Here is a 24,984-nt window from a genome sequence, read left to right as displayed (position 1 = left end):
GATACAGCCTTAATGAGTAAAAAATTAGGTGGAACCACGGAAAATTGCCGTCCTATTATCCTAGAGGGATAGTAGGGCGGTTTTTTATTCGTGATTTAAAAACGAAGGAGAAGACATGATTAAGATTAAATTACCAGACGAATCAGTAAAAGAATACGAACAAGGCGTCCTTGTTGGTGATGTGACAAAAGACATATCAATGGGACTTTACAGGGCAGCTGTAGGTGCTGTTGTAAATGGCAGAGTTATGGGATATGCTGAGCCAATTAATGAAGATGCTGATTTTAGAGTTGTAAAATTTGAAGATGAAGAAGGCAAGGAAATTTTCTGGCATACATCAAGCCACGTAATGGCTGCTGCTATTAAAGAACTTTGGCCAGAAACAAAATTTGCCATTGGACCTGCCATAGCAGATGGTTTCTACTATGATATGGACCTTGAACACAGATTTACTCCAGAAGATCTTGAGCAAATTGAAAAGAAAATGAAAGAAATTGCTAAGAAAGACCTCAAATTAGAAAGAATTGAAGTTTCAAGAGACGAAGCTCTTAAGATGTTTAAGGAAGAAGGTCAAGACTATAAGGTAGAACTAATCGAAGACCTACCAGCAGATGAATTAATCACTCTTTATAAAATGGGCGATGCCTTCACAGACCTTTGCAGGGGTCCACACCTTGAATCTATAAAGGAAATCAAGGCTATAAAATTAAAGGCAATAGCTGGTGCTTATTGGAGGGGAGATTCTGACAAGGCCATGCTTCAAAGAATCTACGGCATTTCTTTCCCAAAGGCAAAAGACCTTGAAGAATATGAAGAATTACAAAAAGAAATAGCTAGACGTGACCATAGAAAAATCGGTAAGGAAATGGACCTATTTACTTTCCACGAAGAAGGACCAGGTTTCCCATTCTTCCATCCAAATGGCATGATTTTAATGAATGAACTTCTTGACTGGTGGAGGGGTGTTCTTGACCATAGCGGTTATGGAGAAATCAAAACTCCACTTATCCTAAATGAAGACCTATGGCATAGATCAGGCCACTGGGACCATTACAAGGAAAATATGTATTTCACAAAGATTGATGACGAAGATTATGCAATTAAACCAATGAACTGTCCAGGTTCAGTTTTAACTTACGGATCTCGCCAACATTCTTACAGAGACCTTCCAATCAGACTTGCAGAATTTGGTCAAGTTCACAGACACGAATTATCTGGTACCCTACACGGCCTATTTAGAGTTAGGACTTTCACCCAAGACGATGCCCACGTTTACTGCCTTCCATCTCAAATTAAGGAAGAAGTTTACAGAATGATTGACCTTGCAGATCTTCTATACTCTACATTTGGCTTTAAATATACAATAGAATTATCAACAAGACCAGATGATTATATGGGAGATATAAAAGATTGGGACTTCGCTGAAGAACAATTAAAGAAAGCCCTAGAAGAACGTGGAATTGAATACCAAATAAACCCAGGTGATGGTGCCTTCTATGGTCCAAAAATCGACTTCCACCTATTAGATGCAGCTAAGAGGGAATGGCAATGCGGTACAATCCAGCTTGACTTCCAACTTCCAGCCAACTTTGAGCTAGAATATGTTGACGAAAATGGCGAAAAGAAGAGACCAGTAATGCTTCACAGGGCCCTACTTGGTTCAATCGAGAGATTTATCGGCGTTCTTACAGAACACTTTGCAGGCAGGTTCCCACTTTGGATTAACCCTAGACAAGTAGAATTAATTCCAGTAGCTGACAGATTTGCTGACAAGGCCCATGAAATAGCAAAAGAAATTGAAAATGCAGGTTTCAGGGTAGGGGTAGACGAAAGAAGCGAAGGCGTAGGCTACAAGATTAGATCAGCTCAAATGATGAGAACAAACTACATGCTAGTAGTAGGTGATAAGGAAATCGAATCAGGACTACTCACAGTTAGAAATAGGGACGGCGAAGAAACAAAAGACGTTAAACTTGCTGACTTTATTGCAAAAATCTCTGAAGAAAGAGATTCTAAGTCAAGAGAGTCAATCTATTAAGCCATGACTTTTAATGCGATAATTCTGGGCACTGACCACAACTCCTATTCGGTGGCAAGGTCTTTTAATGAGGCCTTCGACAAAAAGCCGATTGTAGCTGGGTCAGCAGTCCTAGTTCCCTTTTATAAGTCAAAGATAGCTGATATTTACACTGAGAAAAATTTCTCATCTGATGATGAGATTTTTGTTCAAACCTTAAATAAGATTGCCAAATCAAGGCCAGAAGAAGAATTCATCTTCTTTGCCCCAACAGAATCCTATGTAGACCTCTTGGTGAGAAATGCCAAGGACTTTGATTTTTCATACCACATTCCTTACCCAGACCCAGATGAGGCGGCAAAACTCCTTATGAAATCTGAATTTTATAAGATTTTAGAGAAAATAGGGATTGCTTATTCAAGAACATTTCTTGCCGATAGGGAAAATTACAAAGATCTAGACCTAGATGGAGAATTATTCTTAAAAGCTGATGAATACGACGATTTCATAGGAAGCGATATAAAAATCAAGCAAAAAGGCTACCATGTAAAAGATAGGGACCAAGCTATAAAAATTTTGGAAAATATCTACGATAGCGACTACCAAGGCCATGTCATAGTCCAAGAATTTATCTACGGCGGCCAGGGTACAGAATATTCCCTAAATGGTTATAGGTCAAAAGATGGCAAGGTTTCGATGGTTCTTGCGAGAAATCTTTTATCTGACATGAGGCCAATGTGGGTGGGCAACCACCTAGTCCAAGTTGATCACGATGATAGCCAAATGTATGGTATAGCAGAAAAAATTGTTGCTAGTCTAGATTACCAAGGACTTTTCAATTTTGACTTTAAAAAAGATGCCAAAAGTGGTAAGGTCTATACGCTAGAGATGAATATCAGACAGGGCAGAACCTTTTATTATTCAACCCTTGCTGGGGTGAACTTGATAAAAATTGCCACTGAAGATATGATTTTAGGAAAATCTGTAAGCGAAAGGACTAAAAGGCCTTTTATGCTTACAGCTATTAATAAAAACGTGGCAAGAGACCACGTTGACCCAAGTCTTTTAGATGAATTTGACGATAAAAAAAGAAATGAAAATTCAGCCATCCACATAATTAACTGCGAGGATGACGGAATTATGAGAAATTTGAGGGTCAAAGATGCCCTTAGACGTCAAGAAAAAGACCTATACGATTAAAAACGGAGATAGGTGGCATATAGCCCCTATCTCTTTATATTGTTCATAGGAGAAAGGAGTTTATATGACAGAATCTTTGGAAAAGAAAAACAGGATGGGAACAGAGCCAATCCCATCCCTTTTGATAAAAATGAGCCTACCGATTATTATTTCCTTCTTGGTCCAATCGGTTTACAATTTGGTTGACTCGATTTTCGTAGCTAGACTTTCAGAAAAGGCCCTAACAGCTGTTTCACTTTGCTTTCCTGTCCAAAATATTATGATTGCCTTTGCAGTCGGCACAGGTATCGGTACAACAGCTCTTTTATCAAGATATTTGGGTATGGATGATAAAAAAAGAGTGGCATCAATTGCGACCCACGGCTTGCTTTTGGCCGCAATTTCCATGTTGGCCTTTGTATTATTTGGTATATTCTTTTCAGATTTTTATGCAAAAACCCAGTCCACAGACCCAGAAATTATCCAATATACCAAAGACTATCTCTTTGTAATTTTGCTATTTTGTGGGGGAGTATTTTTCCAAATATTTTTTGAAAAAACCCTCCAATCTACAGGCAACACCGTCTATACCATGATCACCCAGGGAACAGGAGCCATAATAAATATAATACTCGACCCAATTATGATCTTCGGTCTTTTTGGTTTTCCAATGCTTGGTGTCAGGGGAGCGGCCCTTGCAACTGTAATCGGCCAAATCAGCGGGGCCTTGGTCGGAGTATTTTTCCACACCAGGAAAAATAAGGACGTAAATTTTGAATTTAAGGGCTTTAAATTTCATTTTGAAAACTTAAATTTGATTTTTTCCATAGGACTTCCTTCAATAATCATGTCGGGAATCGGATCTATTGTCCTATTTTTCATGAACGCAATTCTTTATACATTTGGATCATCAGCTGTTGCAGCTTACGGGATTATGTATAAGCTCCAGTCCTTTGCCTTTATGCCAATGTTTGGGATTTCCAATGCCCTTTTGGCCATAGTTTCCTATAACTTTGGGGCGAGGAAAAAGACTAGAATCAAGGAAGCAATCAGCCTTGCTATGAAGGCGTCTTTTGCCATTGTTGGTCTTGCTGTCCTTTTGATGTGGATTTTCACTGGACAAATCTTTGACCTTTTTGCTGCCACAGATGAGATGAGGGCAATAGGTGTGCCTATGATTAGGATAGTGTCACTTTCTTTAATAGTGTCTATTCCGTCAATTGTAGGTGTGGGAGGGATTTTTCAAGCCCTTGGCAATTGGAAGTTCCCAATATTTCAGTCCTTTTTAAGGCAGGTAATAATCCTTCTTCCAGTTTTTTATCTCTTTACCAAAACTGGCAACCTAACATTTTCTTGGTGGGCCTTTGTGGTTTCAGAGTTAATAAATGGAATTGTTTGTGTGATTTTTATTAGAAGAGATATTAAAAACAAAATAGATATCTTGCCGGATGAAATATAAAATTTTGCTAGATTTTTGATTAATATTGGTAAAAATCTTAGAAAAAAGTGATAGTAAATGAGTTTTCAAAAATATTTCTTATAGGCTTTTAAAATGAGAATAAAAAGTTACTTGAAATTTGTATTTGAATGAAAATCCTACTTTCTATTAATAAGAAGAATAAAAATCAAATACAAAAAGACCTTGCTTTTAGATTTAAAAGGCAAGGTCTTTTTTAATTGCCGAAAAAAAGAACCGAGAAAATCTCGGTTTCTTCTTATATCAGTTTATTAGCTTATTTTGTAGCTGCATTGTAGATTTCTTCTAGGTAGCCAACTGTACTTGTAAGTGTTGCACCTGAGATAGCATCTACTGGTTTGCCAGCTTCGCTGCCATCGATTACTTCTTTGATTTCTTCAGGAGTTTTACCCACTGCAAATTCTTCGATAGCGTTTAGACTTTCCTTAAGGGTCTTTGTTGCCTTGGCAATTTCTTTCATTTTGCCTGAATAATCATCGTTATTTTCTAGTTTTGATGCTAGGACTTTTTCTTTATTAGCAAAGTTTTCGCCAAATTTCTTATCAGAGTTTGGAACGCCTTTTCCTTCTATATATTGGTATTCGTCAATGTTTGCAGCGATGATTTTGTCGCCTTCAAGGACTACAAATGTATCTGTTATAGCATTCTTGTTGCCAGCTGTACCAAATAGTTGTTGAACCTTGATATCATCAGCATTTGTCGCTTCAAAGATTGTTGCGTTGTCACGACTTTCAGCAGTTTCGATGATAGCTTCTAGGTAGCCCTTTGTATCTACAAGGGTTGCACCTGTAACACCGTCAATAGCCTTGCCATCTTCTGCACCAGCTACAACTTCTTTAAGTTCATCTATAGTTTTGCCTTTGGCAAAATTTTGGATTGCTTTGTAGTTATCAGCGATAGAAACTGTTGATCCTGCTTTTTCTTTCATTAAAGCTGAATATTGATCGTTATTCATAATCTTTGAGCCAAGGATTTTACCTTCAGCATTTCCTGCCTTGAATTCTGTATCTTCGTCTTGGTTTGGAAGAGCAACGAAATCAGAATCAGCGTCAAAGTATTGGAATTCATCTATTGTTGCATCTACAATCTTATCTCCGTCTGTAACTACAGCTATTCTTGCGAAAGAGCCTTCGCCGTGTGGAGCCTTAAGGCTTCTTCTAAGAACTAATTTGCCTTCTATAGCTGTTGCAAATTCTTCATCAGACATTTGATTTTTAGCATCTTCTACTGCATTTTCTACCTTTTCTTTGGCGTCATCTTTGACTTCTTCAGCCTTGTCTTTTGCTTCGTCTGCGACCTCTTCAATTTTTTCCTTAGCATCATTTGCAGCGTCGTCTACTTTCTTACCCGCTTCTTGTGCACAGCCTGCAAAGCCTAGTGATAAGGCTAGAGCAAGAGCTGTTAACTTAAATTTCTTGTTCATATGTATCCTTTCTTCTTCAAATATTCTGTCTTGTTTGAACATTACCCAAAAATTATACTAATTTTCCAACAATATGCAATTTATTCTCAAACTTCTATAAAAAAACAAAGATATATAAAAACAAAATATTATTAAAACTAGGTCCGACTGAGGACTTATATTAAAAATGCCATATAATTAGGAGTGAAAAATAATAAGGCAGGAAAAATTACTAATGGAAATAGTATTTACAAACAAAATAGACGGCATAGACCTAGAAAAGTTAATGGATCTTTATGAGGAATCAAATTGGGAAAATTTATCTATGGTCGAAGCTAACTATACCGAGAAAATTGATGAAAATATTTTGTATCAAAAAGTAAGACAATCCTACAAGGCCTATATAGAAAATGAGTTTTTAACAAGTGGAAAAAATTACCTGGATATTTTAATAGACGAAAAATCCCATTTATCCGCCCTTAGGCTCTATGATGAAGGAGAATTTTTTCTATTAGAAGCCCTAGAAACTAATCCAAAATACAGGAGACGAGGCTATGGGGAAAGGCTAGTTAGGGAAGTTATAAATCTTTTGGCAAAGGGAACTGAAATAAGGTCAGAAGTTGGGATTTCTAATAAAAAATCATTGGTCCTCCACAAAAAAATTGGTTTTAAAATAAAAGAAAAAAGAAAAAACGGCTTAGTTTTGAAATTTAAAATCTATTAGATTTTAAATTTCAATTAATATTGGAATACAGATAGGATTAAAGATAAAAAACAAGGCCCCGTCAGGGGCCTTTTGTAATGAGCAAGATTAGTTAAAGAATTAATAAAGCATTTTATTTTGACCAAAAGGGAGGAAGGTCTTGCTCATTATCCTAAATTTTAGCAAATCTTTTTCTTATCGAGGATAAGGCCAAGAAGATAGCCAAATCCCAGGCAAGCTAGGAATACTAAAATTATATTATCTTTTAAAACTAAGCTAGAATAAGCACCTGCTGCTGCTCCAAGCTGGGTAAAAATCGTCTTGTATGATTTAAAATCGTTTTCTTTATAGTTAAACATTATAAATCCTTTCTGTTAATTATCAGTAAAGTATGAGTCTTATCGTTAGCTATTTACCTTGATAACTTATTGATACTTATATTTTACCATACTTTTATTACTTCATCAAGATAATATGATAAGATTTTTTCGGATAGGAAGAAAAAAATCCCAGTCGACTTGTTTAGCCATCTGGGATTTAAATTTCTTTTTTTATTATATTTTTATGAAGAAATTGAAACGCTGGTTGCGACTCCATTTTCTACAAAAATTATTAGGGCAAGACCTGTATCCTTGCACTCTTCTAGGTATTTGAGGAAGTCTTCCTTGGTAAATTCTTTGGCTGGGGCCATTCCACCAACAGCTTCAAATACAGTTTTGTCGTTGATTACAAATTTGTGGTCTTCTTTATTTTTGATTTCTTCAACTTTTTCGTAGTTTTCTGGGTCTTCATGATAATCAAAGGATCCGGAAACTACAAACCTGTCTTCTTCAAACTTATAATCATAGGCAGTAGATGTGATATAGTCATCTGCTTCACCCTTAAGTTTAGCAATCATGGTTGTGACGTATTTTCCGTCTTTTTCGTGAAGGTTCTTTTCGTCTTCTTTTTTATCTTCCACTTTGCTATCTTCCTTATTTTCATTTTCTTTATTATCTTTAGATTCTGACTTGTTAACATCATCTTCGGCAGGTTTATTGCCAGAGTTTTGATCTTCGTCGTGGGCTTCTACTACTTGGTTTTCGCCTAAATTTTTATCTGCCATATTATTTGATTCACAACCAATTAGGCTAAGGGCCATAATTGATAAAAGTATTGGTTTAAATAATTTATTTTTCATATTACACCTCTTGTACATATTATACCCCAAAGCCAATTTATAAAACTTAAAACTTTTTTAAGCCTTTAAGGCAATGACGTTTGTAAAAAAAATCCTGGTGGTTCGTTTTTATTTTTTGTTTAAAAGCATGGAAATATTGTCGATTTTTTTGTGGATTTTTACCCAAAAATTCCTTATTTTCGGTTTAAAAAAACGCAAAAATGGATATATATTATGGTAGGGAAATGTTTTGAAAGACCATTCTCGAATTTTAAAAGAATGTCTGATTTTGCTTGGATTTTCTAGTAAAGAATAAATTATGACAATTAACTTTTAGTTATTTTTGGAGAAAGGAGGGTTTTGCCAAACAAATTTATAAGATATTTGGAATAAAAAATATACTTGACAAAACGTTTTCTTAAGGCTACAATACTTTTATAAGGATAATAATGTAAGGAGGATTATATGCTTTTTAAGACAACAGAACAACACGAAGAGCTTAGGAAAAAAGTCAGAGCTTTCGCAGAAGAAAAGGTAAAACCAATCGCCTTCGACCTCGACCAAAAAAACGAGTTTCCTGATGATATAGTTAAGGAAATGGGTGAATTAGGATTTATGGGTATCCCATATCCAAAAGAATATGGTGGTCAAGGTCTTGATGTAATTTCTTATGCAATAACAGTAGAAGAATTATCAAGAGTAGACGGTGGTGTGGGCGTTATTTGCTCAGCACATACATCTTTAGGTTCATGGCCAATCTTTGGTTTTGGTACTGAAGAACAAAAACAAAAATACCTAGTTCCACTTGCTAAAGGTGAAAAAATAGGTGCTTTTGGTTTAACAGAAGAAAACGCTGGTTCAGATGCCGGTGGTACAGAAACAACAGCAGTTCTTGATGGCGATAACTATATACTTAATGGTAAAAAAATCTTTATCACCAATGCTCCAAAGGCAGACATCTATGTAGTATTTGCAGTTACAACACCAGGTATTGGTACCCACGGTATTTCAGCATTCATCGTAGAAAAAGAATTTGAAGGATTCACCTTCTCTGATCACTATGACAAATTAGGTATCAGATCATCTTCTACAGCTGAATTACACTTTGACAATGTAAAAGTTCCAAAAGAAAACTTACTTGGTAAAGAAGGCCAAGGTTTTGCTATAGCTATGGCTACCCTAGATGGTGGTAGGATTGGTATAGCATCTCAAGCTCTAGGTATTGGCCAAGGCGCATATGAATCCGCCCTTGCTTATGCAAAAGAACGTGAACAATTTGGTATGCCAATTGCTCACTTACAAAGAAATACATTCAAACTTGCTGATATGGCAACATACCTACGCGGTGCAAGACTTATGATCTATTCTGCTGCAGAACTTAAAGAACATCACGAAAGATATTCTGCAGAAGCAGCTATGGCTAAACAAGTTGCATCAGATCTTGCAATGAAGATTACAACTGAAGCAGTTCAACTATATGGTGGTTCTGGATTTATCAAGGGTGTTGACGTAGAAAGATTCTTCAGAGACGCTAAGATTACACAAATCTACGAAGGTACTAACGAAATCATGAGAGTAGTAGTTGGTGCAAACACTGTTGGTCGTGCTCCAAAGATGCAAAGAGCTGGATCAAAAGGATCTGCAGCTCCAATCGCAGGTGTACGTAAAGGTGAAATCTTTGAAGGAGATCCAAAAGAAGCAGTTAAAAAACTTGTAGCAGCTCTTAAGAAAGACGGATATGACTTCACAATAGGAATAGATCCTATGACACCAATTAACGAAGCACAAAGAGTTGTTGTAGCAGGTCGTGGTATAGGTGATAAAAAGAACATGAAACTAATAGAAGACCTAGCTTACCAAGCAGGTGCAGCTATTTCATCATCTAGACCAGTTGCAGAAACATTAAAATACGTTCCACTTGAAAGATATATCGGTATGTCTGGTCAGACCTTCAAAGGCAACCTCTACATCGGTGTAGGTGTATCAGGCGCAGGTCAACACTTAAAGGGAATGAAAGACTCATCAACAATCGTTGCAATCAACAACAGCAAGAATGCTCACATCTTCAACAACTGTGACTACGGTATAGTAGGCGATGCTATGGAAATTCTTCCATTATTAATCAAAGAACTTGATAATGGAGAAGCAAAGAAACCAGCACCACCACAACCAAAAATTAAGAGATCTAAACCAAGAAAAATGGCTCCAAAAGAAGACGTTTATTTAGACTTAGGTTCAGGATATGAATATGATCCTCAAGTAGGAGATCCATCTCAAGGAATCGAGCCAGGCACTCCATTTGATAAACTTCCTGACAGCTGGGTATCACCAGTTTCTGGCGAAGAAAAATCCGAATTCATTAAGATGGAATTCCCAGCAGATAGAAAGTAGTAGGAGGTAATAATGTATACAGTTAGAAAAGTAACAGACGATTTATATTATGTAGGTGGAGACGACAGAAGATTAGCCTTATTTGAAAATATATTTCCAATTCCTGAAGGTGTATCATACAACTCCTACCTATTAATGGACGAAAAAACAGTACTAATCGATGCAGTAGACTGGGCAATCACAAGAGAGTACATGGTAAACGTAGCAAGAGTTCTAAATGGTAGGGACCTAGACTACTTGATAGTTCACCACATGGAACCAGACCACTGTTCATCAATAGAATTGATGCTACAAAGATATCCAAATCTAAAGATAATTTCTTCTGAAAAAGGAATTATGTTCATGAGACAATTCGGCTACCATGTAGACGATAGGTATATCGAAGTTAAAGAAGGCGACACAGTAAGCTTTGGTAAACACGAATTCACATTCGTAGAAGCACCAATGGTACACTGGCCAGAAGTATTAATGTCTTATGATTCATACGACAAAGTTCTATTCTCAGCAGACGCATTCGGATCATTTATCGCAAACAACGGTAGATTATTCGCAGACGAAGTAAACTGGGATAGAGACTACCTAGATGAAGGACGTAGATACTACACCAACATCGTAGGTAAATACGGTACATTCGTACAAAAAGCCCTAGCAAAAGCAGGTGGCCTAGATCTTAAATACATCTGCCCACTACACGGACTTGTATGGAGAGACAACTTCGGCTACATCATCGACAAATATGTTCACTGGGCAACCTATGAACCAGAAGAAGAAGGTGTCCTAATCGTTTACGCTTCAATGTACGGCAACACAGAATTTGCAGCACAAGCACTTGCAAGCAAACTTTGCGAAAAAGGCATGACAAACATCTCACTAAGAGACGTATCAAGCACACACGTATCAACACTAATCGCAGAAAGCTTCAAATACTCAAACATCGTACTAGCATCTGTAACCTACAACCTAGGCATCTATCCAGTAATGCTTAACTACCTAGAAGATATGAAAGCTCTAAACCTACAAAACAGAGCAATCTCAATCATTGGTAACGGAACATGGGCTCCACAAGCAGCAGAAAAAATGGAAAAATTCATAGACGAAGAAATGAGACTAATGGACGTACTTCCAGAAGGTCTAGACATGGTATCTTCACTAAAGAAAGCAAAAGAACCAGACATGGACGCAATGGTAGACGGAATCTTAGAATCAATGAAGAAGAGAAGAGAAGAAAAAGAAAAAACAGCTTCTCAAAACAAAGGCAAAAAATAAATGAAAAATTAAAGGCGAGGAAAACTCAAGCGAGCACCCTCGCCTTTTTTATTGGAAAAAATTGTAAATCTTTAGATTTAATATGTAGGTGGTTTAAGATTTAAAGCTTATAGCTAGATTTATGATAAATATTAGAAATAAAGGTCTATAAAAAATTTCTCTATAATAAGTCGTGTTAGTAGAAGTAAAAAATGCTTTTTATAGCACGATTTTTTTAATAAAAATATGCCATACTTAATTATTTTTACTGTAATTTAACTAATCATAATAAAAAAAGAATTATAGATGCGTAAAAATCATCTTGTGAGAAAATTGATAAATAAGAACGATGGAAATTTAAAAAATAAAAAAATTTAAAATTGATACTTGACAAGTGAGTGATTTGTAATATACTAAATATAGGTAAAACGTTTTAATGAGGTTAAAATGGCGAATATAAAAGATGTGGCTAAGAAAGCGGGAGTATCTATTACTACTGTTTCGATGGTTTTAAACAAAACAAACAATAAAATATCCGACGCTACTAGACAAAAAGTAATCAAAGCTGCTCACGAATTAAATTATAATCCTAACAATTATGCAAAGGCTTTGGCGAGCAAGAAGGGTAACTCCATTATGGTGGTTATTCCTGATATCGTAAACCCCTTTTATTCTTCAATAATAAAGCAGCTTACATATTTTGCTAGAGAAAAAGACTATTTTTTATATATTTACAATACAAATAATAAGCTTTTGCAAAGTAAAGATTTTGTAAATATATTGAAAAATAATTATTTTATGGCTTCCTTTGTGGTTGATAGAAATATTGTCGGCTTAACAGAAAATGATATAAAAAAGAATAATATTATTTTTCTAGATGAATATGATTTTACAGATAGGAAGAACAATATTGTTACCGGTAATAATGAAAAAGGTGGTTATTTAGCTGTTGAATATCTTATAAAAAGAGGCTACAAGAATATAGGGATGCTCCTAGGTCCTAGATCTACTGCCAACTCATCACGTAGGTTATCCGGAGGGATCAAAGCTTCTATGGATTATGGAATTTACATTGATTCTTCAAATATGATTCACGGAGATTATTCCTATGAAGAAGGCTACAAATCTGGAAGATTTTTTATTGATAAGAATATTGATGCTATTTTTTCCTTTTCAGATATGTCTTCTTATGGACTGATTAATTATTTTAAGGAAAATAATATTACTATTGGGAAAGAGATAAGCATAATTTCTTATGATAATTTATTTTTTGATGACATTATCACACCGGGTTTGACATCTATTGATCAAAATCTTAAACTTTTAGCCAAGGAAGCTATTGATATGGCTGATAATTTAATAAATGATGGAAAACCTGCAGAAAAAGTTGTTATAGATCCGAGGATTGTTGAAAGAGAAAGTGTAGGTATAAAATATGAAAATTCTTAATTTTGGTTCTATTAATATTGACATATTTTTTAGGGTCGAACATATTGTAAGACCAGGGGAAACAATAAGTTCAGAATCAATAGAAAAACGCGCTGGAGGCAAGGGATTAAACCAATCAGTTGCTCTGGCTAAGGTATCAGATAGCGTCTACCACGCAGGAAGTATAGGCACTGATGGAAACTTCCTTATCGAAGAGATGGAAAATTTTGGAGTGGATACAAGCCTACTTAAAAAAAGCGATAAACTTACTGGCAATGCAATTATCCAAGTTGATGATAAGGGTGAAAATTCTATCGTTCTTTATAAAGGGGCAAATTTTGATAATAGCGAGTCTTATGTTGATGAGGTTTTATCACATTTTGAAAAAGACGATATTCTAGTATTACAAAATGAGATTAACTGTATGCCATATATAGTAAATAAGGCTTATGAAAATGGGCTAAAAATTGTTCTAAATCCATCACCTATAACAGATGAGATCGAAAAAATTGACCTTGATAAGATAGATCTTCTTTTAGTAAATGAGACAGAAGCAAAGGCACTGGCGAAAGTTTCTGATGCTAAAAAAGCAGTTAATTATTTTAGAGATAATTTTCCATCTCTAAAAGTAGTTGAGACTTTTGGTAAAAACGGGTCTATGTATTTTGATAAGGATAATTTAATAAATCAAGATTCATTTAAGGTAGATGCTGTAGATACCACAGGTGCAGGAGATACATTTACAGGTTATTTCGTAACTTATTTTTATAAGGGAGAAAGAATTGAAAAATGTTTAGAAGTTGCGACAAAGGCGTCAGCGCTCTCAGTAACAAAAAAGGGAGCTAGTATTTCCATACCAAGTCATGAAGCAGTATTAAAATTTAAGGGGTAAAAAACATGAAGAGAAATGGAATTTTAAATAGTGAAATATCAAAAAGGCTATCAGATTTGGGTCATACAGATTTAATAGCTATTGGAGATTGTGGTCTACCGATAGATCCTAGTAAAAAAATAGACTTGGCTTTGAAGTTAGGAGAACCAAAATTTATTGACGTTTTAGAAGTTTTGCTAGAAGACTTTGGCTGTGAAGCCTATATACTAGCAGAAGAAATCAAAGAAAACAACCCAAGCCAAGAAAAAGCTATCAAAGAATTATTAGGTGATATTAGTGCAGACTATATTAGCCATGAAGACTTTAAGAAAAAACTTGATGATGTGAAATTTGTAATAAGAACAGGTGAGAATACACCATATTCTAATATTATCCTCAAAGCAAAGAATATTTTTTAGGAGCTATCATGATTGTAGAAATGAAGGATATCTATAAATCATTTGGTAAAAACCATGTCTTGCAGGGAGTAGATTTTAAATTAGGAGAAAATGAAATCCACGCCTTGGTAGGAGAAAATGGGGCAGGTAAATCTACCCTCATGAATATTTTATCAGGTGTTTTAGAAAAAGATAAAGGGAAAATTTTAATAGACGGTAAAGAAGTTGATATCAAAGACACCAACGTAGCCAAAGATTTAGGTATAAGTTTTATCCACCAAGAGCTTAGTGACTGGCCAGAGCTTACTGTGATGGAAAATATATTTATGAATAACGAAATCAAAAAGGGTTCTTTTTTGGATATCAAGACTATGAGAGAAAAGACAAAAGAGTTTTTGAAAAGATTTGACTTAGATGTAGATCCAGATACTAAGGTCTCAAATTTATCAGTTGGTCAAAGACAAATGATGGAGATAGCTAAGGCGAACCTAAATAAAGTAAATATTTTGATATTAGATGAACCAACCAGCGCTCTTACAAACAATGAAATAGATAAATTGTTTTTGCTTATGAAAAGACTGAGAGATGAGGGAGTATCAATGATTTATATCTCTCACAGAATGGAAGAAATATTTGCTCTTACCCAAAAAATTACAGTAATGAGGGATGGTAAATCAGTTGCAATACTAGATACCAACGATACCAATGAAGCTGAAGTTGTTTCCCACATGGTAGGTAGGGACATAGGAGATTTTTATCCGGAAATGGATGCAGAAATCACCGATGTAAAAATTGAACTTAAAAATTTCTCAAGACCTCCTTATTTTAACGATATTAATATCTGTGCTAAAAAAGGCGAGGTGCTTGGTATATCTGGTCTTATGGGAGCAGGTAGGACTGAGATAATGAGAGCACTTTTTGGTCTAGATCCAAAAGATTCTGGAGAAGTTTTTATTGATGGCAAAAAAGTTGAAATCAATAAACCGATAGATGCGATAAAAAACAAGATTGGCTTTGTAACAGAAAATAGACAGGAAGAAGGTCTAGTTCTAGATGAATCAATTAAAGAAAATATCTCCCTTCTCAATTTTAATAAATTTACACCAGGAATGTTTATAGATAAGGCCAAGGAAAACCTTCTATCAAATAAATTGGTAGGCGATTTTAAAGTAAAGACAACATCAAGTGAAGCGAAAGTTCAGGATTTATCCGGTGGTAACCAACAAAAAGTAGTATTTGCTAAATGGTATGCCATAGATCCTGAAATATTGATATTGGATGAACCAACAAAGGGTGTAGATGTTGGTGCAAAAAGAGAAATATATGACCTAATAAATAACCTTACCCATCAAGGTGTAGCAGTCATATTAATATCAAGTGACTTGCCAGAATTGCTATCATTATCAGACAGGATATATGTAATTCATGAAGGAGAAGTTCAAGGAGAACTATTAAGAGAAGAAGCAAATCAAGAAAAAATAATGACTCTAGCTACAGGAGGAAAACTATGAGCGAATTTAAAGCTAAATTAAAAAATAATCAAAATCTAGGCAATCTAATTGCCCTAGTAATTCTAATAGTTTTTGTAAGTTTGATGAATGGAGCATTCTTGCAACCAACAAACTTACTAAACTTAATGCGACAATTAATAATAAATGGATTTATTGCGCTAGGTATGACTTTTGTAATTCTAACAGGAGGAATTGACCTATCAGTAGGATCTACTCTAGCCATTACATCAGCTGTATTTGCAGGATTATTACAAAATGGAATAGGAACTCTACCAGCTATTTTAATAGCTCTTGTAATAGGATTCGGTCTTGGGTTAATAAATGGTATTTTAATAACCAAGGGAAAACTTGCACCTTTTATAGTAACCCTTGCAACTATGACAATATTTAGAGGATTAACTTTAGTATATACAGAAGGTCGCCCAATCCCTGGACCAAAAGAAGATTTTCTCTTTAAATTTTTAGGCAAGGGGACTGTATTTGGTATTCCATTTCCAGTTATACTTTTTGCTATAGTTTTTATAATATTATGGATTATCCTAAACAAAACACCATTTGGCAGAAAAATATATGCCGTAGGCGGCAATGAAAAAGCAAGTTTTATATCAGGTATCAATATTGATAAAGTAAAAACATGGGTTTATATAATTTCAGCTTTAATGGCAGTTTTATCAGGTTTGGTACTCACATCTAGACTAAATTCAGCTCAGCCAACAGCAGGTACAGCCTACGAGATGGATGCCATTGCTGCAGTAGTACTTGGAGGAACAAGTATGTCAGGCGGTAGTGGATCATTAACAGGTACTTTAATAGGTATTTTAATACTCGGCGTTTTAAATAACGGACTAAACTTACTCGGAGTTTCAAGCTTCTATCAACAAATAGTCAAGGGTATCGTCATTTTAGTAGCAGTATTAATAGACAGAAAGAGAAATAAATAGGAGGAACAAATGAAAAAAATTATCAAACGTTTATCATTCTTGCTTCTAGCAGTATTTGTACTAGCAGCTTGTTCTATAGAAGGGGAAGATAAAGCAAAAACAGAAGAAAAATCAACAGAAACAAGTGTAGAAACAAAAGAAGGTGGATATAAAATAGGAGTATCTTTATCAACCTTAAACAACCCATTCTTTGTATCAATCAGAGAAGGTATAGAAGAAAAAGCAAAAGAAGAAGGTGCAGAAGTTGTAATTTCAGATGCACAAAATGATTCTTCTGTTCAATCAAACCAAATAGAAGACTTAATCACACAAAAAGTAGACCTAATAATCATAAATCCAGTAGACTCTACAGCAATATCTTCATCAGTACAAAAAGCAAATGAAGCAAATATCCCTGTAATCTGTGTAGACAGAGGAACTGAAGATGGTGAAATAGTAAGCCTTGTTGCAAGTAACAACGTAGAAGGTGGCAAGATGGCAGGCGAATTTATCCTAGAAAAAGTAGGAGAAAATGCTGAAGTAATCCAACTAGAAGGTATACCTGGAGCAAGCTCTACACGTGAAAGAGGTCAAGGATTTGAAGAAGCAACAAAGGATAAAATAAACCTTGTAGCAAGCCAAACAGCAAACTTTGACAGAGCTGAAGGATTAACAGTAATGGAAAACTTACTCCAAGCACAACCAGATGTAAAAGCAGTATTCTGCCAAAACGACGAAATGGCCTTAGGAGCAAGCGAAGCAATAAAAGCTAGCGGTAAAGATATAGTAATAGTAGGATTTGACGGAAACGATGATGCCGTAGAAGCTGTAAAAAATGGCGACCTTGCTGCAACTGTAGCTCAACAACCTAAAGAAATGGGTAAACTAGCTATGGAAAACGCAATAAACCACCTAAAAGGTGAAACAATAGAAGAACATATCGATTCCCCACTAGAATTAGTTAAATAAAAAAATAAGCTTGAAGCTCTGAGGGAATACAAACGATAGATTTATAATAAAGAAACAAACACCCTGCCAAAAGCTTTAATTACCAAAATGTAAAAAAGATTTGAGCAGGGTAATGTTTTATAATAAAACATAGGAAAAATCAAAAGGAGTAACAATGAAATTTTTCTTAGATACAGCAAACGTAGAGCAAATAAAAAGAATCAACGACCTAGGCCTTTGTGATGGAGTTACAACTAATCCTTCACTTATCAACAAAGAAGGCAGGGATTTTAAAGAAGTTGTCACAGAGATTGCATCTTTTGTCGATGGGCCAATCTCAGCTGAAGTAACAAGCTATGACTATGAAACTATGGTCAAAGAAGCTCGTGAAATAGTCAAGTGGGCAGACAATATAGTTGTAAAAATCCCAATGACAGAAGACGGACTAAAAGCAGTAAACACCTTATCAAAAGAAGGAATCAAAACAAACTGCACACTAATCTTCTCAGTAGCTCAAGGACTTATGGCAGCAAAGGCAGGAGCGACCTATATTTCACCATTTGTCGGCAGAATCGATGATATGGGCGAAGATGGAATCAGGCTAATTTATGACCTAAAGACAGTATTAGATAACTATGGCCTAGAAAGTGAAATCATAGCTGCCTCAATAAGGACCAACAAGCACCTAGAAGAAGCAGCCATAGCTGGGGCTCATATAGCAACTATTCCGGGCACTCTTTTCGAAAAACTTTGGACCCATCCACTTACAACTCAAGGTATAGAAAGTTTCAAAAAAGACTGGGATAGTTTCATAGAAAAAACAAAGTAGAAAGAAATCTAAGTTTTTTCTAGAATGTTGTGTTAGAATGTTACAAATAAGAAAATAATAGTAAATTTCAATTATATCTTATTATAAAATTTTTTATGGATTTTAAATTAGATATTTAAAAAGCTAGCTTTTAGATTATTTGAGTAATCTTTAGCTAGCTTTTCTTACATTACTTTTTTATTTATAGCATTAACTGTGATTTCTTTGCCGTCTTCTAGTTCGATTTCGTATTTTTCGCCTTCGCCGTCGTTAACGAGTTTCCATTCTTTTACAGTGCCGCCGCCGTTTGATTCTAGGGCTATTCTCATTGCTTCTTCTGGTGGGATGGATTTGCCTAGGTCTACTGTATTTTTCTTGTCGGCTCCTTTTTCTATTTCGGCTTCTGTGGTTTCTGCTGAGTTGGCATTTACCTTTAGCTTATACTCTTTTCCATCTTTTTCACCTTCAAAATTGTAATAAGCCTCTCCATTATCTTCTACTTCGTAGGTCACTTCTGTTAGGTTGTAAGGTGCGCCACCCACATGGCTTTCAAACTTGTAGCTTGCTGCCTTTAATGTTACCTTGTTGTCTGGAAGAACTATGTCAGCTGTTTTTTCGTCTGCTTTTTCTTCTGGTTTTTCTTCTTTGCCTTCGTCTTTTGCGTCTTCAGCAGGTTTTTCTGCTTGTTCTTCTTGTTTTGTTTCTTCCTTGTTTTCTGCTTTATCTTGATTGCAGCCAGCAAAAACAAAGGTTCCTGCTAATAGTAAGGCTAATAATTTTTTGTTCATCTATATACTCCCTTTTAATCGATTTATCTCTTAAATTATACCAAAAGGGCTTTATTTTACAAATTTTAGAGTTTAATGCCAAAACCTATCAAAAAAAGTGAAATTTTGGAAAACAAAGACAAAAAATAGACCCAAGGGCCTATTTTCTAAAATTATTTGATTATTTCACCTGTTGCTGCATCTATTTTTACATCTCTGCCATTTTCTATATCTATATCATAAACAGCCCTGCCATCATCTATTTCTAGCTCGTATTCTACAACCCAGGCATTTTTTGCTTGGCCTTTTAGGGCTTTTTCCATGGCTTCTGTTGCTGGTATAATTTTATCGAAATCTAGGGCTAATTTGTTGGTATCATCATCTTCATCGATTTCTTCTTCTACGATTTTTCCATTATCTGCAATTTTTAGTTTATATTCTTTGCCATCTTTGAATCCTTCTATTTCGTAATCTAAGGCTTCGTTAAAGAATGATAATTTTAGTTTTGATATATTTATAGCTCCTACAGATCCATCACCGAATTTGTGCTCGTGGAAGATTTTTACTGCTTCTTCTGGATTTGTAGCTACTTGTGGTATTGGATCTCTGTCTGCATCTATTAGTGAATTTTCGTCATGATCTTTTTTGGTGTTTTCCACTTCCTTGACACCCTTGCTTTCAGTTGTTTGACTTTCTTCTTGTTTAGTTTCTTCTTTTGGTTTTGCCGCTTGGTTGCCGCATGCACCTAAAACTAGGGCTGTAGCTAAAACTAGGGCTAAATTTTTATTTTTCATAAATATTACTCTCCATTTATTCTCTTTATTAAGTTCCAAGATAAGAGAATACTTATCTATAGTATATATTATACTGGACATTATAAAATGTAAAGTAAAAATAAAAGATATTTAAGATTTCTTACAAAAATTTTAAGATTTATAAATTTAATACGAAGCAAGAAATCTTAACCATAATTTAACAAGATTGTGATATAATCAAAGTGAAATAAACTACTTTCAAGGAAGGTGAATATGAAGGTATTAATAGTAGAAGATGAATTAGATTTATTAGATTCTATAGCAGAGGGGCTCACACTTTTGGGTTATGTGACTGATAAGGCTAGTAATGGTGATGATGCCATTGATATGGCTTATGTTGAATCCTATGACCTAATAATTTTGGATGTGAATTTGCCGGGCAGGGACGGCTTTGAGGTCCTAAGGGCCATTAGAGAAGATAACAAGGAAGTAGCCATTATTATGCTTACTGCAAGATCTGACATAGAAGACAGGGTCAAAGGTCTTGACCTTGGGGCGAGCGACTATATGGTTAAGCCTTTTGCCTTAAGGGAACTTGATGCTAGGATGCGTTCGCATTTGAGGGGCAAAAAAATCCACCAGGCCACAGTTATAGATATTTCTGGACTTTCCTTTGACACAATCAAGAGGCAAGCCTCTTTTGACGGTGAAGTTATCCCCCTTACTGTCAAAGAAACTGGGATATTGGAATACTTGTTTTTAAATTCTGAGCGTTTTATTTCGGCAGAAGAGCTTATCGAACACGTTTGGGATTCAAATGCGGATGGATTTTCAAATACAGTGAGAGTCCACATGTCTTCACTAAGGAAAAAACTAAGAGTGGCTTGCGGCAAAAACCTAATTGAAAATGTAATTGGCAAGGGATATAGGATTCATGAAACAGAAAGTCTATGATTCGGTAATTTTCAAACTGATTTGTGCTGTTGTGGTGATTTTTATAATCATGCTTCTTGTTAGCATGTACCTGATTAACCGCAAGCAGGCCATGGTAATGAACGGTGTAATAGAGGAAATGAACGCAAATATGGGAAACATGGACAGGTCCATGGTCCTTTTTGTAGATACAACCAAGGTCCAATCGGCAAGCGACTTTACAATCTACCTAATTTTTGTGATGTCGACTGTGATTATCCTGGGATCTCTTTCCTTTGCCTTTATAATAAAGAAAATCCTTGCACCCCTCAAAAAGCTCCAGAAAAAGCTAACCGAGGTTGACATAGATAAGCCGGAAAGTTTTGAAAATTTGGTGATTTTGGATAATACTTCAAGTGAAATCGTCGAGCTTTCAAAAGCTTTTAATAAGATGCTTAAAAAAATCTACGCTGATTACAAGAGGCAGAAGGATTTTTCATCAAATGTGGCCCACGAGCTAAGGACTCCCATAGCCGTTATGCAAAGCCAGATTGACCTTTATAGGCAAAAGACAAAGGACGAAGACGCCCTCAAAATGCTTAGAGTCCTTGATAGCAATGTTGGCAAGCTAAATGGCCTGGTTGATGCGATTTTATCTTTGAGGAAAAAATCCGCCCTCAAACTCGATGAAGTAAATCTTGATATATTAATAGATGAAATAATTTTAGACCTAGAAGATAAGGCAGACCTTAAAAATGTCGACCTTATTACGGGAAAAACTGATATAAACCTAGTCACAGACGACGGCCTCCTCCAGAGATTGGTCTTTAATATAGTAGAAAATGCCATTAAATACAACAGACCAGGCGGTAAGGTAGAAATTTCTGCTGTGGAAGATTCTGAATCTGTAAAAATAAAAATCGCCGATACAGGTCTTGGGATTTCTGATTCTGATAAGGAAAGAATTTTTGACCTTTTCTATCAAATCGACTCATCAAGGGGCCAAGAAGGCTATGGAATAGGTCTTTCCTTGTCAAAAACAATAGCAAATATGCTAGGCGCAAAGATTGAAATTTCAGACAATAAACCCCAAGGGTCAGTTTTTCTTATAAATATTCCCAAGTCTTTATGAGAATTTAACATAGGCTTTGATAGAATATAAAATATGAAAAAGGTGGTTAAGATGAAAGAAAGAAAAATTACATTTGCCCTTCTTGCCCTAAGCCTTGCCTTCATAGGCTTTGGGGTCTATAGAAAAGAAGTGGATACAGTTTTTATGAAGGCAATCAATTTGTGTTTGGAGTGTATAGGCATTGGATAAGGTAAAAAATTACAAAAAACTCATCATTCAAGCCTTATCCACCCTGGCCCACAACTTCCACTTGGATAATTTCCTAAAAGGCAAAATCTACCAGGGCCCTGGCAAAAAAGCCTGTCTGCCTGGATTAAATTGCTACTCCTGTCCGGGAGCGGCGGGTTCTTGCCCGATTGGAAGTCTCCAAGCTGTTATAGGATCAAAAAAATATAAGTTTTCCTATTATGTAATCGGCCTTATAATGTTTTTTGGGGTCATCTTTGGTAGACTTATCTGTGGATTTTTATGTCCATTTGGATTTTTCCAAGACTTGCTACACAAGATTCCGACAAAGAAATTTTCGACTAAGAAGTTGAAAGCGTTGAGGAGTATAAAATACATAATTTTAACTGGCATCCTTGTTGGAGTAGGCTTTGCCTTAAAAGGCCAGTACGAAGTTGTGCCTCCATTCTTTTGCAAGTACGTTTGCCCTCAGGGCATTATGGAAGCAGCCCTACCTCTTGCGGCGAGAAATCTTTCACTAAGAGCGGCCCTTGGTCCTCTATTTAGGTTTAAATTTGTAATTTTACTCATTACAATCATCCTATCCATTGGATTTTTCAGACCATTTTGCAAGTGGATTTGCCCGCTGGGTGCATTTTATTCGCTCTTTAATAAATTTTCCCTCTATCAATTAAAATTGAGCGAGGATAAGTGCATCAACTGCGGCAAGTGCGCAAGGGTATGTAAGATGGATGTTGATATTAGAAAAAATACCGCACACTTAGAATGTATCAGGTGCGGAGATTGTGTGAAAGCCTGTCCAACAAAGGCTATCACAAGCGAGTTTATAAGAAAAAAAGGAGAAAAAAATGAAAAATAAGAGCAAAATGATTTTAACTTTAATGATGGCAGCAAGTCTTGCTGCTTGCGGACAAAAAGACGCCAAGGAAGAAGCTAAGACAAAAGAAGATGTAAAACAAGAAGCAATTAGCAAAGAAGACCTTCCAGAAGGCGCTAAAATTACAAATGATACAACAACCCCAATTGAAGAACCTCAAGTAGAAGGTGAAAAACCAAATACTTTAGGCAAGTTTGAGGCCAAAGACCAAGACGGCAAGAAATTTACCAACGAAGATTTCAAAAACTATGATGCAACAGTAATCAACCTATGGTTTACAGGCTGTTCTGCCTGCATCCAAGAGATGCCAGAATTAAATAAGGTAGCAGATGATTTTAAGAAGGACGATAAGGTAAACTTCGTCACTCTTTGCACAGACGCAGAGTATGACCAATCAACCATGGATGCCTTCAAGAGAATAATTGGTGAAAACAAGCCAACCTACCAAGCCCTAGGCGTTAAAAACGAAGGCGAAATCAAAAAATACCTAGACCACGTATTTGCTTATCCAACAACAATCGTAGTTGACAAAAACGGCAATATCGTCGGTGAAGATGTGGTAGGAGCAATCACAAGTGAAGACCAACTTGCTAAATTAAAGGAAAATATAAAACTAGCTAAGGAAGCTTCAAACAAATAAGAAATTAACTCCCCTATAAATATTCTGTTGATCCCGACTTTGTCGGGATTTTCTTTTGCCAAAAATAGCCAATCTTTGATATAATTAAAGAAACGACTATGATAAAATAAGGAAAATAATCCCCTAGGCAAGCTTGCCACAAGGGACCTAGTTTGGAAATCAAATAAGGAGGAGAAAATGAGATACCTAAAAATTTTTATAATTACTTTGATAGTAACCATCATAATGGAATTTTTGTCAAAATTCCTAGTTAAAAAATATGGCATGGACAAAACCCTATCTATTATTAAAACCATAGCTGTCGTTGCTATAGCAATGTTTCTTAAGGAAATAATTTAAAGAACGCAGGCTAAGAGTCTGCGTTTCTAGTTGATTCCTAATAGCAAATAGGAAAGATATTTGTTTTTAATTTTATAAATTCCTTGGCCAAGAATATAAGAAGCGAGGATGGCGATTATTGAAATGGCTAAGATTTCTATATCAAGCCTTGCTTTGATAATCACAAAAAGGGCCGGATAGATATAGATTAGGGCAAAAATCAAGTGATCGATAAGGTCGAAAGCCGACTCGCTAGTCACAGTTTTAAGGGATAGGTAGGATAAGGGGAAGATGCTTAATAAAAATCCGTAGTCGATTTTTATATATTTTTCCTTGATATATATTTCACCTGCCACCAAGATTAGGCTAAAGACTAGGAGGAGAGGATTTAGGCTTGCTGCCGACCTCACTCTGATAGCCATTACATAGAAGCTAAAATAGAGGAAAAAATCCACAAAAGATTCTAGGAAGGCAAGCTTTTTGCTAAAGGCAATGGCAATAAAAATCAAAAGTGAAAATCCGCCTAAGATTGATGTTGCAAGGCTTCCCAAGAGTTTATTAAAGAACAGTTCAATGGCAAAAAAGACTCCAACCATGACCAATAATTTATAAAGCGTGGTTATTATTTGAATCATATCGCTAGGAATTTTCTGCGAAAATCCGCCCCTTATAATAAGAGCCATGACTAGGCTGTGAAAAATAAGGGGTATAAACAGCAAGCCAACCTTTTTTGTCTCCATGTATGAGATTTTAAAGGCTAGGTAGGCTATGACGTAGGAAGTGAGAGCCCTTTCTATTAAATTTTCATCAATTGCTAGAATTTGCCCTATAAAAGCCTTAAAGATTAGGCTCACTAGAGCCAAAAAGGCAAGGCCGTTGGCAAAATTATTTTTTACATACTTCATATATTTATCATATCATAAAATTAGAGAAATGGTAT

At 35.6% G+C, this 24,984-nt stretch carries 25 protein-coding genes and 1 other annotated feature (1 of these 26 running past the window's edge); of the genes, 19 read left to right on the top strand and 6 right to left on the bottom strand.

All coding sequences use genetic code 11. The features are described 5' to 3' along the window. Nucleotides 1–58: a binding site (T-box leader), on the top strand (it extends 130 nt beyond the left edge of the window). A gap of 57 nt (nucleotides 59–115) precedes the next feature. The 3 genes from thrS (at nucleotide 116) to J2Z38_RS03880 (ending at nucleotide 4,655) form a co-directional block, all read left to right on the top strand. Then, the gene (thrS, locus tag J2Z38_RS03890; protein ID WP_209772672.1) at nucleotides 116–2,038 is read left to right on the top strand and encodes a threonine--tRNA ligase; all 1,923 of its coding nucleotides are present in this window, start codon (nucleotides 116–118) and stop codon (nucleotides 2,036–2,038) included. 3 nt (nucleotides 2,039–2,041) lie between these two features. Then, nucleotides 2,042–3,217 carry a carboxylate--amine ligase gene (locus J2Z38_RS03885; RefSeq protein ID WP_209772670.1) on the top strand — a complete coding sequence of 392 codons (1,176 nt, stop codon included), beginning with the start codon at nucleotides 2,042–2,044 and terminating at the stop codon, nucleotides 3,215–3,217. A gap of 64 nt (nucleotides 3,218–3,281) precedes the next feature. Further along, nucleotides 3,282–4,655, top strand: coding sequence for an MATE family efflux transporter (locus tag J2Z38_RS03880; protein WP_209772669.1), 1,374 nt, complete (start codon nucleotides 3,282–3,284; stop codon nucleotides 4,653–4,655). Between the two features lie 274 nt (nucleotides 4,656–4,929). Here the strand turns inward: J2Z38_RS03880 and J2Z38_RS03875 are convergent, their stop codons facing one another. Then, nucleotides 4,930–6,096, bottom strand: coding sequence for a peptidoglycan-binding protein (locus J2Z38_RS03875; protein WP_209772668.1), 1,167 nt, complete (start codon nucleotides 6,094–6,096; stop codon nucleotides 4,930–4,932). Nucleotides 6,097–6,310: 214 nt separating this feature from the next. Here J2Z38_RS03875 and J2Z38_RS03870 point away from each other — a divergent pair, with 214 nt between their 5' ends. After that, complete coding sequence (locus tag J2Z38_RS03870; protein ID WP_209772667.1) at nucleotides 6,311–6,799, top strand: GNAT family N-acetyltransferase; 489 nt, start codon at nucleotides 6,311–6,313, stop codon at nucleotides 6,797–6,799. A 158-nt stretch (nucleotides 6,800–6,957) separates the two neighbouring features. Here J2Z38_RS03870 and J2Z38_RS03865 read toward each other — a convergent pair whose 3' ends face one another. Beyond that, a complete protein-coding gene (locus tag J2Z38_RS03865) occupies nucleotides 6,958–7,137 on the bottom strand; it encodes a hypothetical protein (RefSeq protein ID WP_209772665.1) in 180 nt (59 codons plus the stop codon). A gap of 203 nt (nucleotides 7,138–7,340) precedes the next feature. Continuing rightward, complete coding sequence (locus J2Z38_RS03860) at nucleotides 7,341–7,958, bottom strand: hypothetical protein (protein WP_209772663.1); 618 nt, start codon at nucleotides 7,956–7,958, stop codon at nucleotides 7,341–7,343. Between the two features lie 444 nt (nucleotides 7,959–8,402). Between J2Z38_RS03860 and J2Z38_RS03855 the strand changes: the two genes are divergently transcribed. The 9 genes from J2Z38_RS03855 to fsa all read left to right on the top strand — a co-directional run bounded on the left by J2Z38_RS03855 (nucleotide 8,403) and on the right by fsa (nucleotide 18,478). After that, nucleotides 8,403–10,328: an acyl-CoA dehydrogenase family protein gene (locus J2Z38_RS03855; protein ID WP_209772661.1), complete on the top strand. Its 1,926-nt coding sequence runs from the start codon at nucleotides 8,403–8,405 to the stop codon at nucleotides 10,326–10,328. Between the two features lie 12 nt (nucleotides 10,329–10,340). Continuing rightward, on the top strand, nucleotides 10,341–11,594 hold the full coding sequence (locus J2Z38_RS03850) for an FprA family A-type flavoprotein (protein WP_209772659.1): 1,254 nt from the start codon (nucleotides 10,341–10,343) through the stop codon (nucleotides 11,592–11,594). Between the two features lie 426 nt (nucleotides 11,595–12,020). Further along, complete coding sequence (locus tag J2Z38_RS03845; protein WP_209772657.1) at nucleotides 12,021–13,022, top strand: LacI family DNA-binding transcriptional regulator; 1,002 nt, start codon at nucleotides 12,021–12,023, stop codon at nucleotides 13,020–13,022. After that, nucleotides 13,009–13,893, top strand: a complete 885-nt coding sequence (locus tag J2Z38_RS03840; RefSeq protein ID WP_209772655.1) for a ribokinase — start codon at nucleotides 13,009–13,011, stop codon at nucleotides 13,891–13,893. Before J2Z38_RS03845 ends, J2Z38_RS03840 begins: the two co-directional genes overlap by 14 nt. Nucleotides 13,894–13,898: 5 nt before the next feature. Further along, complete coding sequence (rbsD, locus tag J2Z38_RS03835) at nucleotides 13,899–14,291, top strand: D-ribose pyranase (RefSeq protein ID WP_209772652.1); 393 nt, start codon at nucleotides 13,899–13,901, stop codon at nucleotides 14,289–14,291. A gap of 8 nt (nucleotides 14,292–14,299) precedes the next feature. Then, the gene (locus J2Z38_RS03830) at nucleotides 14,300–15,781 is read left to right on the top strand and encodes a sugar ABC transporter ATP-binding protein (RefSeq protein WP_209772649.1); all 1,482 of its coding nucleotides are present in this window, start codon (nucleotides 14,300–14,302) and stop codon (nucleotides 15,779–15,781) included. Further along, on the top strand, nucleotides 15,778–16,722 hold the full coding sequence (locus J2Z38_RS03825) for an ABC transporter permease (protein WP_209772646.1): 945 nt from the start codon (nucleotides 15,778–15,780) through the stop codon (nucleotides 16,720–16,722). The genes J2Z38_RS03830 and J2Z38_RS03825 overlap by 4 nt, the downstream gene beginning before the upstream one ends. Nucleotides 16,723–16,731: 9 nt before the next feature. Beyond that, nucleotides 16,732–17,670: a D-ribose ABC transporter substrate-binding protein gene (locus J2Z38_RS03820; RefSeq protein WP_209772644.1), complete on the top strand. Its 939-nt coding sequence runs from the start codon at nucleotides 16,732–16,734 to the stop codon at nucleotides 17,668–17,670. Nucleotides 17,671–17,824: 154 nt separating this feature from the next. Beyond that, entirely contained in the window at nucleotides 17,825–18,478 is a 654-nt protein-coding gene (fsa, locus tag J2Z38_RS03815) for a fructose-6-phosphate aldolase (protein WP_209772641.1), read from the top strand. Between the two features lie 164 nt (nucleotides 18,479–18,642). Here the strand turns inward: fsa and J2Z38_RS03810 are convergent, their stop codons facing one another. Together J2Z38_RS03810 and J2Z38_RS03805 are read right to left on the bottom strand one after the other, a co-directional pair. Continuing rightward, a complete protein-coding gene (locus tag J2Z38_RS03810; RefSeq protein WP_209772639.1) occupies nucleotides 18,643–19,245 on the bottom strand; it encodes a PepSY domain-containing protein in 603 nt (200 codons plus the stop codon). A gap of 152 nt (nucleotides 19,246–19,397) precedes the next feature. Next, nucleotides 19,398–20,018 (bottom strand): PepSY domain-containing protein, encoded by a 621-nt coding sequence (locus J2Z38_RS03805; protein ID WP_209772635.1) that lies wholly within the window; start codon nucleotides 20,016–20,018, stop codon nucleotides 19,398–19,400. A 234-nt stretch (nucleotides 20,019–20,252) separates the two neighbouring features. On the opposite strand from J2Z38_RS03805, the gene J2Z38_RS03800 reads away from it, so the two are divergent. The 6 genes from J2Z38_RS03800 (at nucleotide 20,253) to J2Z38_RS03775 (ending at nucleotide 24,065) form a co-directional block, all read left to right on the top strand. Continuing rightward, entirely contained in the window at nucleotides 20,253–20,933 is a 681-nt protein-coding gene (locus tag J2Z38_RS03800) for a response regulator transcription factor (protein WP_209772632.1), read from the top strand. Then, nucleotides 20,914–22,023 carry a sensor histidine kinase gene (locus J2Z38_RS03795; protein WP_209772629.1) on the top strand — a complete coding sequence of 370 codons (1,110 nt, stop codon included), beginning with the start codon at nucleotides 20,914–20,916 and terminating at the stop codon, nucleotides 22,021–22,023. The genes J2Z38_RS03800 and J2Z38_RS03795 overlap by 20 nt, the downstream gene beginning before the upstream one ends. Before the next feature lie 51 nt (nucleotides 22,024–22,074). Beyond that, nucleotides 22,075–22,212 (top strand): CD1871A family CXXC motif-containing protein, encoded by a 138-nt coding sequence (locus J2Z38_RS03790; protein WP_209772852.1) that lies wholly within the window; start codon nucleotides 22,075–22,077, stop codon nucleotides 22,210–22,212. Further along, entirely contained in the window at nucleotides 22,205–23,068 is an 864-nt protein-coding gene (locus tag J2Z38_RS03785; protein WP_209772627.1) for a 4Fe-4S binding protein, read from the top strand. Before J2Z38_RS03790 ends, J2Z38_RS03785 begins: the two co-directional genes overlap by 8 nt. Further along, the gene (locus J2Z38_RS03780) at nucleotides 23,058–23,726 is read left to right on the top strand and encodes a TlpA disulfide reductase family protein (protein WP_209772625.1); all 669 of its coding nucleotides are present in this window, start codon (nucleotides 23,058–23,060) and stop codon (nucleotides 23,724–23,726) included. The genes J2Z38_RS03785 and J2Z38_RS03780 overlap by 11 nt, the downstream gene beginning before the upstream one ends. 177 nt (nucleotides 23,727–23,903) lie before the next feature. After that, entirely contained in the window at nucleotides 23,904–24,065 is a 162-nt protein-coding gene (locus J2Z38_RS03775; protein WP_209772623.1) for a hypothetical protein, read from the top strand. A gap of 26 nt (nucleotides 24,066–24,091) precedes the next feature. Here J2Z38_RS03775 and J2Z38_RS03770 read toward each other — a convergent pair whose 3' ends face one another. Then, nucleotides 24,092–24,949 (bottom strand): hypothetical protein, encoded by an 858-nt coding sequence (locus tag J2Z38_RS03770; protein WP_209772622.1) that lies wholly within the window; start codon nucleotides 24,947–24,949, stop codon nucleotides 24,092–24,094. Between the last annotated feature and the right edge of the window lie 35 nt (nucleotides 24,950–24,984).

Source organism: Anaerococcus degeneri (assembly GCF_017874475.1).
Lineage (GTDB): Bacteria > Bacillota > Clostridia > Tissierellales > Peptoniphilaceae > Anaerococcus > Anaerococcus degeneri.
Note: the sequence above shows the minus strand (reverse complement) of the source record. Positions and strands in the feature narration are given on the sequence as shown.

Bases quoted from the DNA above. Each gene is read 5' to 3' on its own strand.
- J2Z38_RS03805 (WP_209772635.1), bottom strand. From the start codon at position 20,018: ATGAAAAATAAAAATTTAGCCCTAGTTTTAGCTACAGCCCTAGTTTTA.
- J2Z38_RS03860 (WP_209772663.1), bottom strand. From the start codon at position 7,958: ATGAAAAATAAATTATTTAAACCAATACTTTTATCAATTATGGCCCTT.
- J2Z38_RS03865 (WP_209772665.1), bottom strand. From the start codon at position 7,137: ATGTTTAACTATAAAGAAAACGATTTTAAATCATACAAGACGATTTTT.
- fsa (WP_209772641.1), top strand. From the start codon at position 17,825: ATGAAATTTTTCTTAGATACAGCAAACGTAGAGCAAATAAAAAGAATC.
- J2Z38_RS03855 (WP_209772661.1), top strand. From the start codon at position 8,403: ATGCTTTTTAAGACAACAGAACAACACGAAGAGCTTAGGAAAAAAGTC.
- thrS (WP_209772672.1), top strand. From the start codon at position 116: ATGATTAAGATTAAATTACCAGACGAATCAGTAAAAGAATACGAACAA.
- J2Z38_RS03845 (WP_209772657.1), top strand. From the start codon at position 12,021: ATGGCGAATATAAAAGATGTGGCTAAGAAAGCGGGAGTATCTATTACT.
- J2Z38_RS03870 (WP_209772667.1), top strand. From the start codon at position 6,311: ATGGAAATAGTATTTACAAACAAAATAGACGGCATAGACCTAGAAAAG.
- J2Z38_RS03770 (WP_209772622.1), bottom strand. From the start codon at position 24,949: ATGAAGTATGTAAAAAATAATTTTGCCAACGGCCTTGCCTTTTTGGCT.
- J2Z38_RS03840 (WP_209772655.1), top strand. From the start codon at position 13,009: ATGAAAATTCTTAATTTTGGTTCTATTAATATTGACATATTTTTTAGG.
- J2Z38_RS03880 (WP_209772669.1), top strand. From the start codon at position 3,282: ATGACAGAATCTTTGGAAAAGAAAAACAGGATGGGAACAGAGCCAATC.
- J2Z38_RS03800 (WP_209772632.1), top strand. From the start codon at position 20,253: ATGAAGGTATTAATAGTAGAAGATGAATTAGATTTATTAGATTCTATA.
- J2Z38_RS03775 (WP_209772623.1), top strand. From the start codon at position 23,904: ATGAGATACCTAAAAATTTTTATAATTACTTTGATAGTAACCATCATA.
- J2Z38_RS03830 (WP_209772649.1), top strand. From the start codon at position 14,300: ATGATTGTAGAAATGAAGGATATCTATAAATCATTTGGTAAAAACCAT.
- J2Z38_RS03885 (WP_209772670.1), top strand. From the start codon at position 2,042: ATGACTTTTAATGCGATAATTCTGGGCACTGACCACAACTCCTATTCG.
- J2Z38_RS03780 (WP_209772625.1), top strand. From the start codon at position 23,058: ATGAAAAATAAGAGCAAAATGATTTTAACTTTAATGATGGCAGCAAGT.
- J2Z38_RS03820 (WP_209772644.1), top strand. From the start codon at position 16,732: ATGAAAAAAATTATCAAACGTTTATCATTCTTGCTTCTAGCAGTATTT.
- J2Z38_RS03825 (WP_209772646.1), top strand. From the start codon at position 15,778: ATGAGCGAATTTAAAGCTAAATTAAAAAATAATCAAAATCTAGGCAAT.
- J2Z38_RS03795 (WP_209772629.1), top strand. From the start codon at position 20,914: ATGAAACAGAAAGTCTATGATTCGGTAATTTTCAAACTGATTTGTGCT.
- J2Z38_RS03790 (WP_209772852.1), top strand. From the start codon at position 22,075: ATGAAAGAAAGAAAAATTACATTTGCCCTTCTTGCCCTAAGCCTTGCC.
- J2Z38_RS03810 (WP_209772639.1), bottom strand. From the start codon at position 19,245: ATGAACAAAAAATTATTAGCCTTACTATTAGCAGGAACCTTTGTTTTT.
- J2Z38_RS03875 (WP_209772668.1), bottom strand. From the start codon at position 6,096: ATGAACAAGAAATTTAAGTTAACAGCTCTTGCTCTAGCCTTATCACTA.
- J2Z38_RS03850 (WP_209772659.1), top strand. From the start codon at position 10,341: ATGTATACAGTTAGAAAAGTAACAGACGATTTATATTATGTAGGTGGA.
- rbsD (WP_209772652.1), top strand. From the start codon at position 13,899: ATGAAGAGAAATGGAATTTTAAATAGTGAAATATCAAAAAGGCTATCA.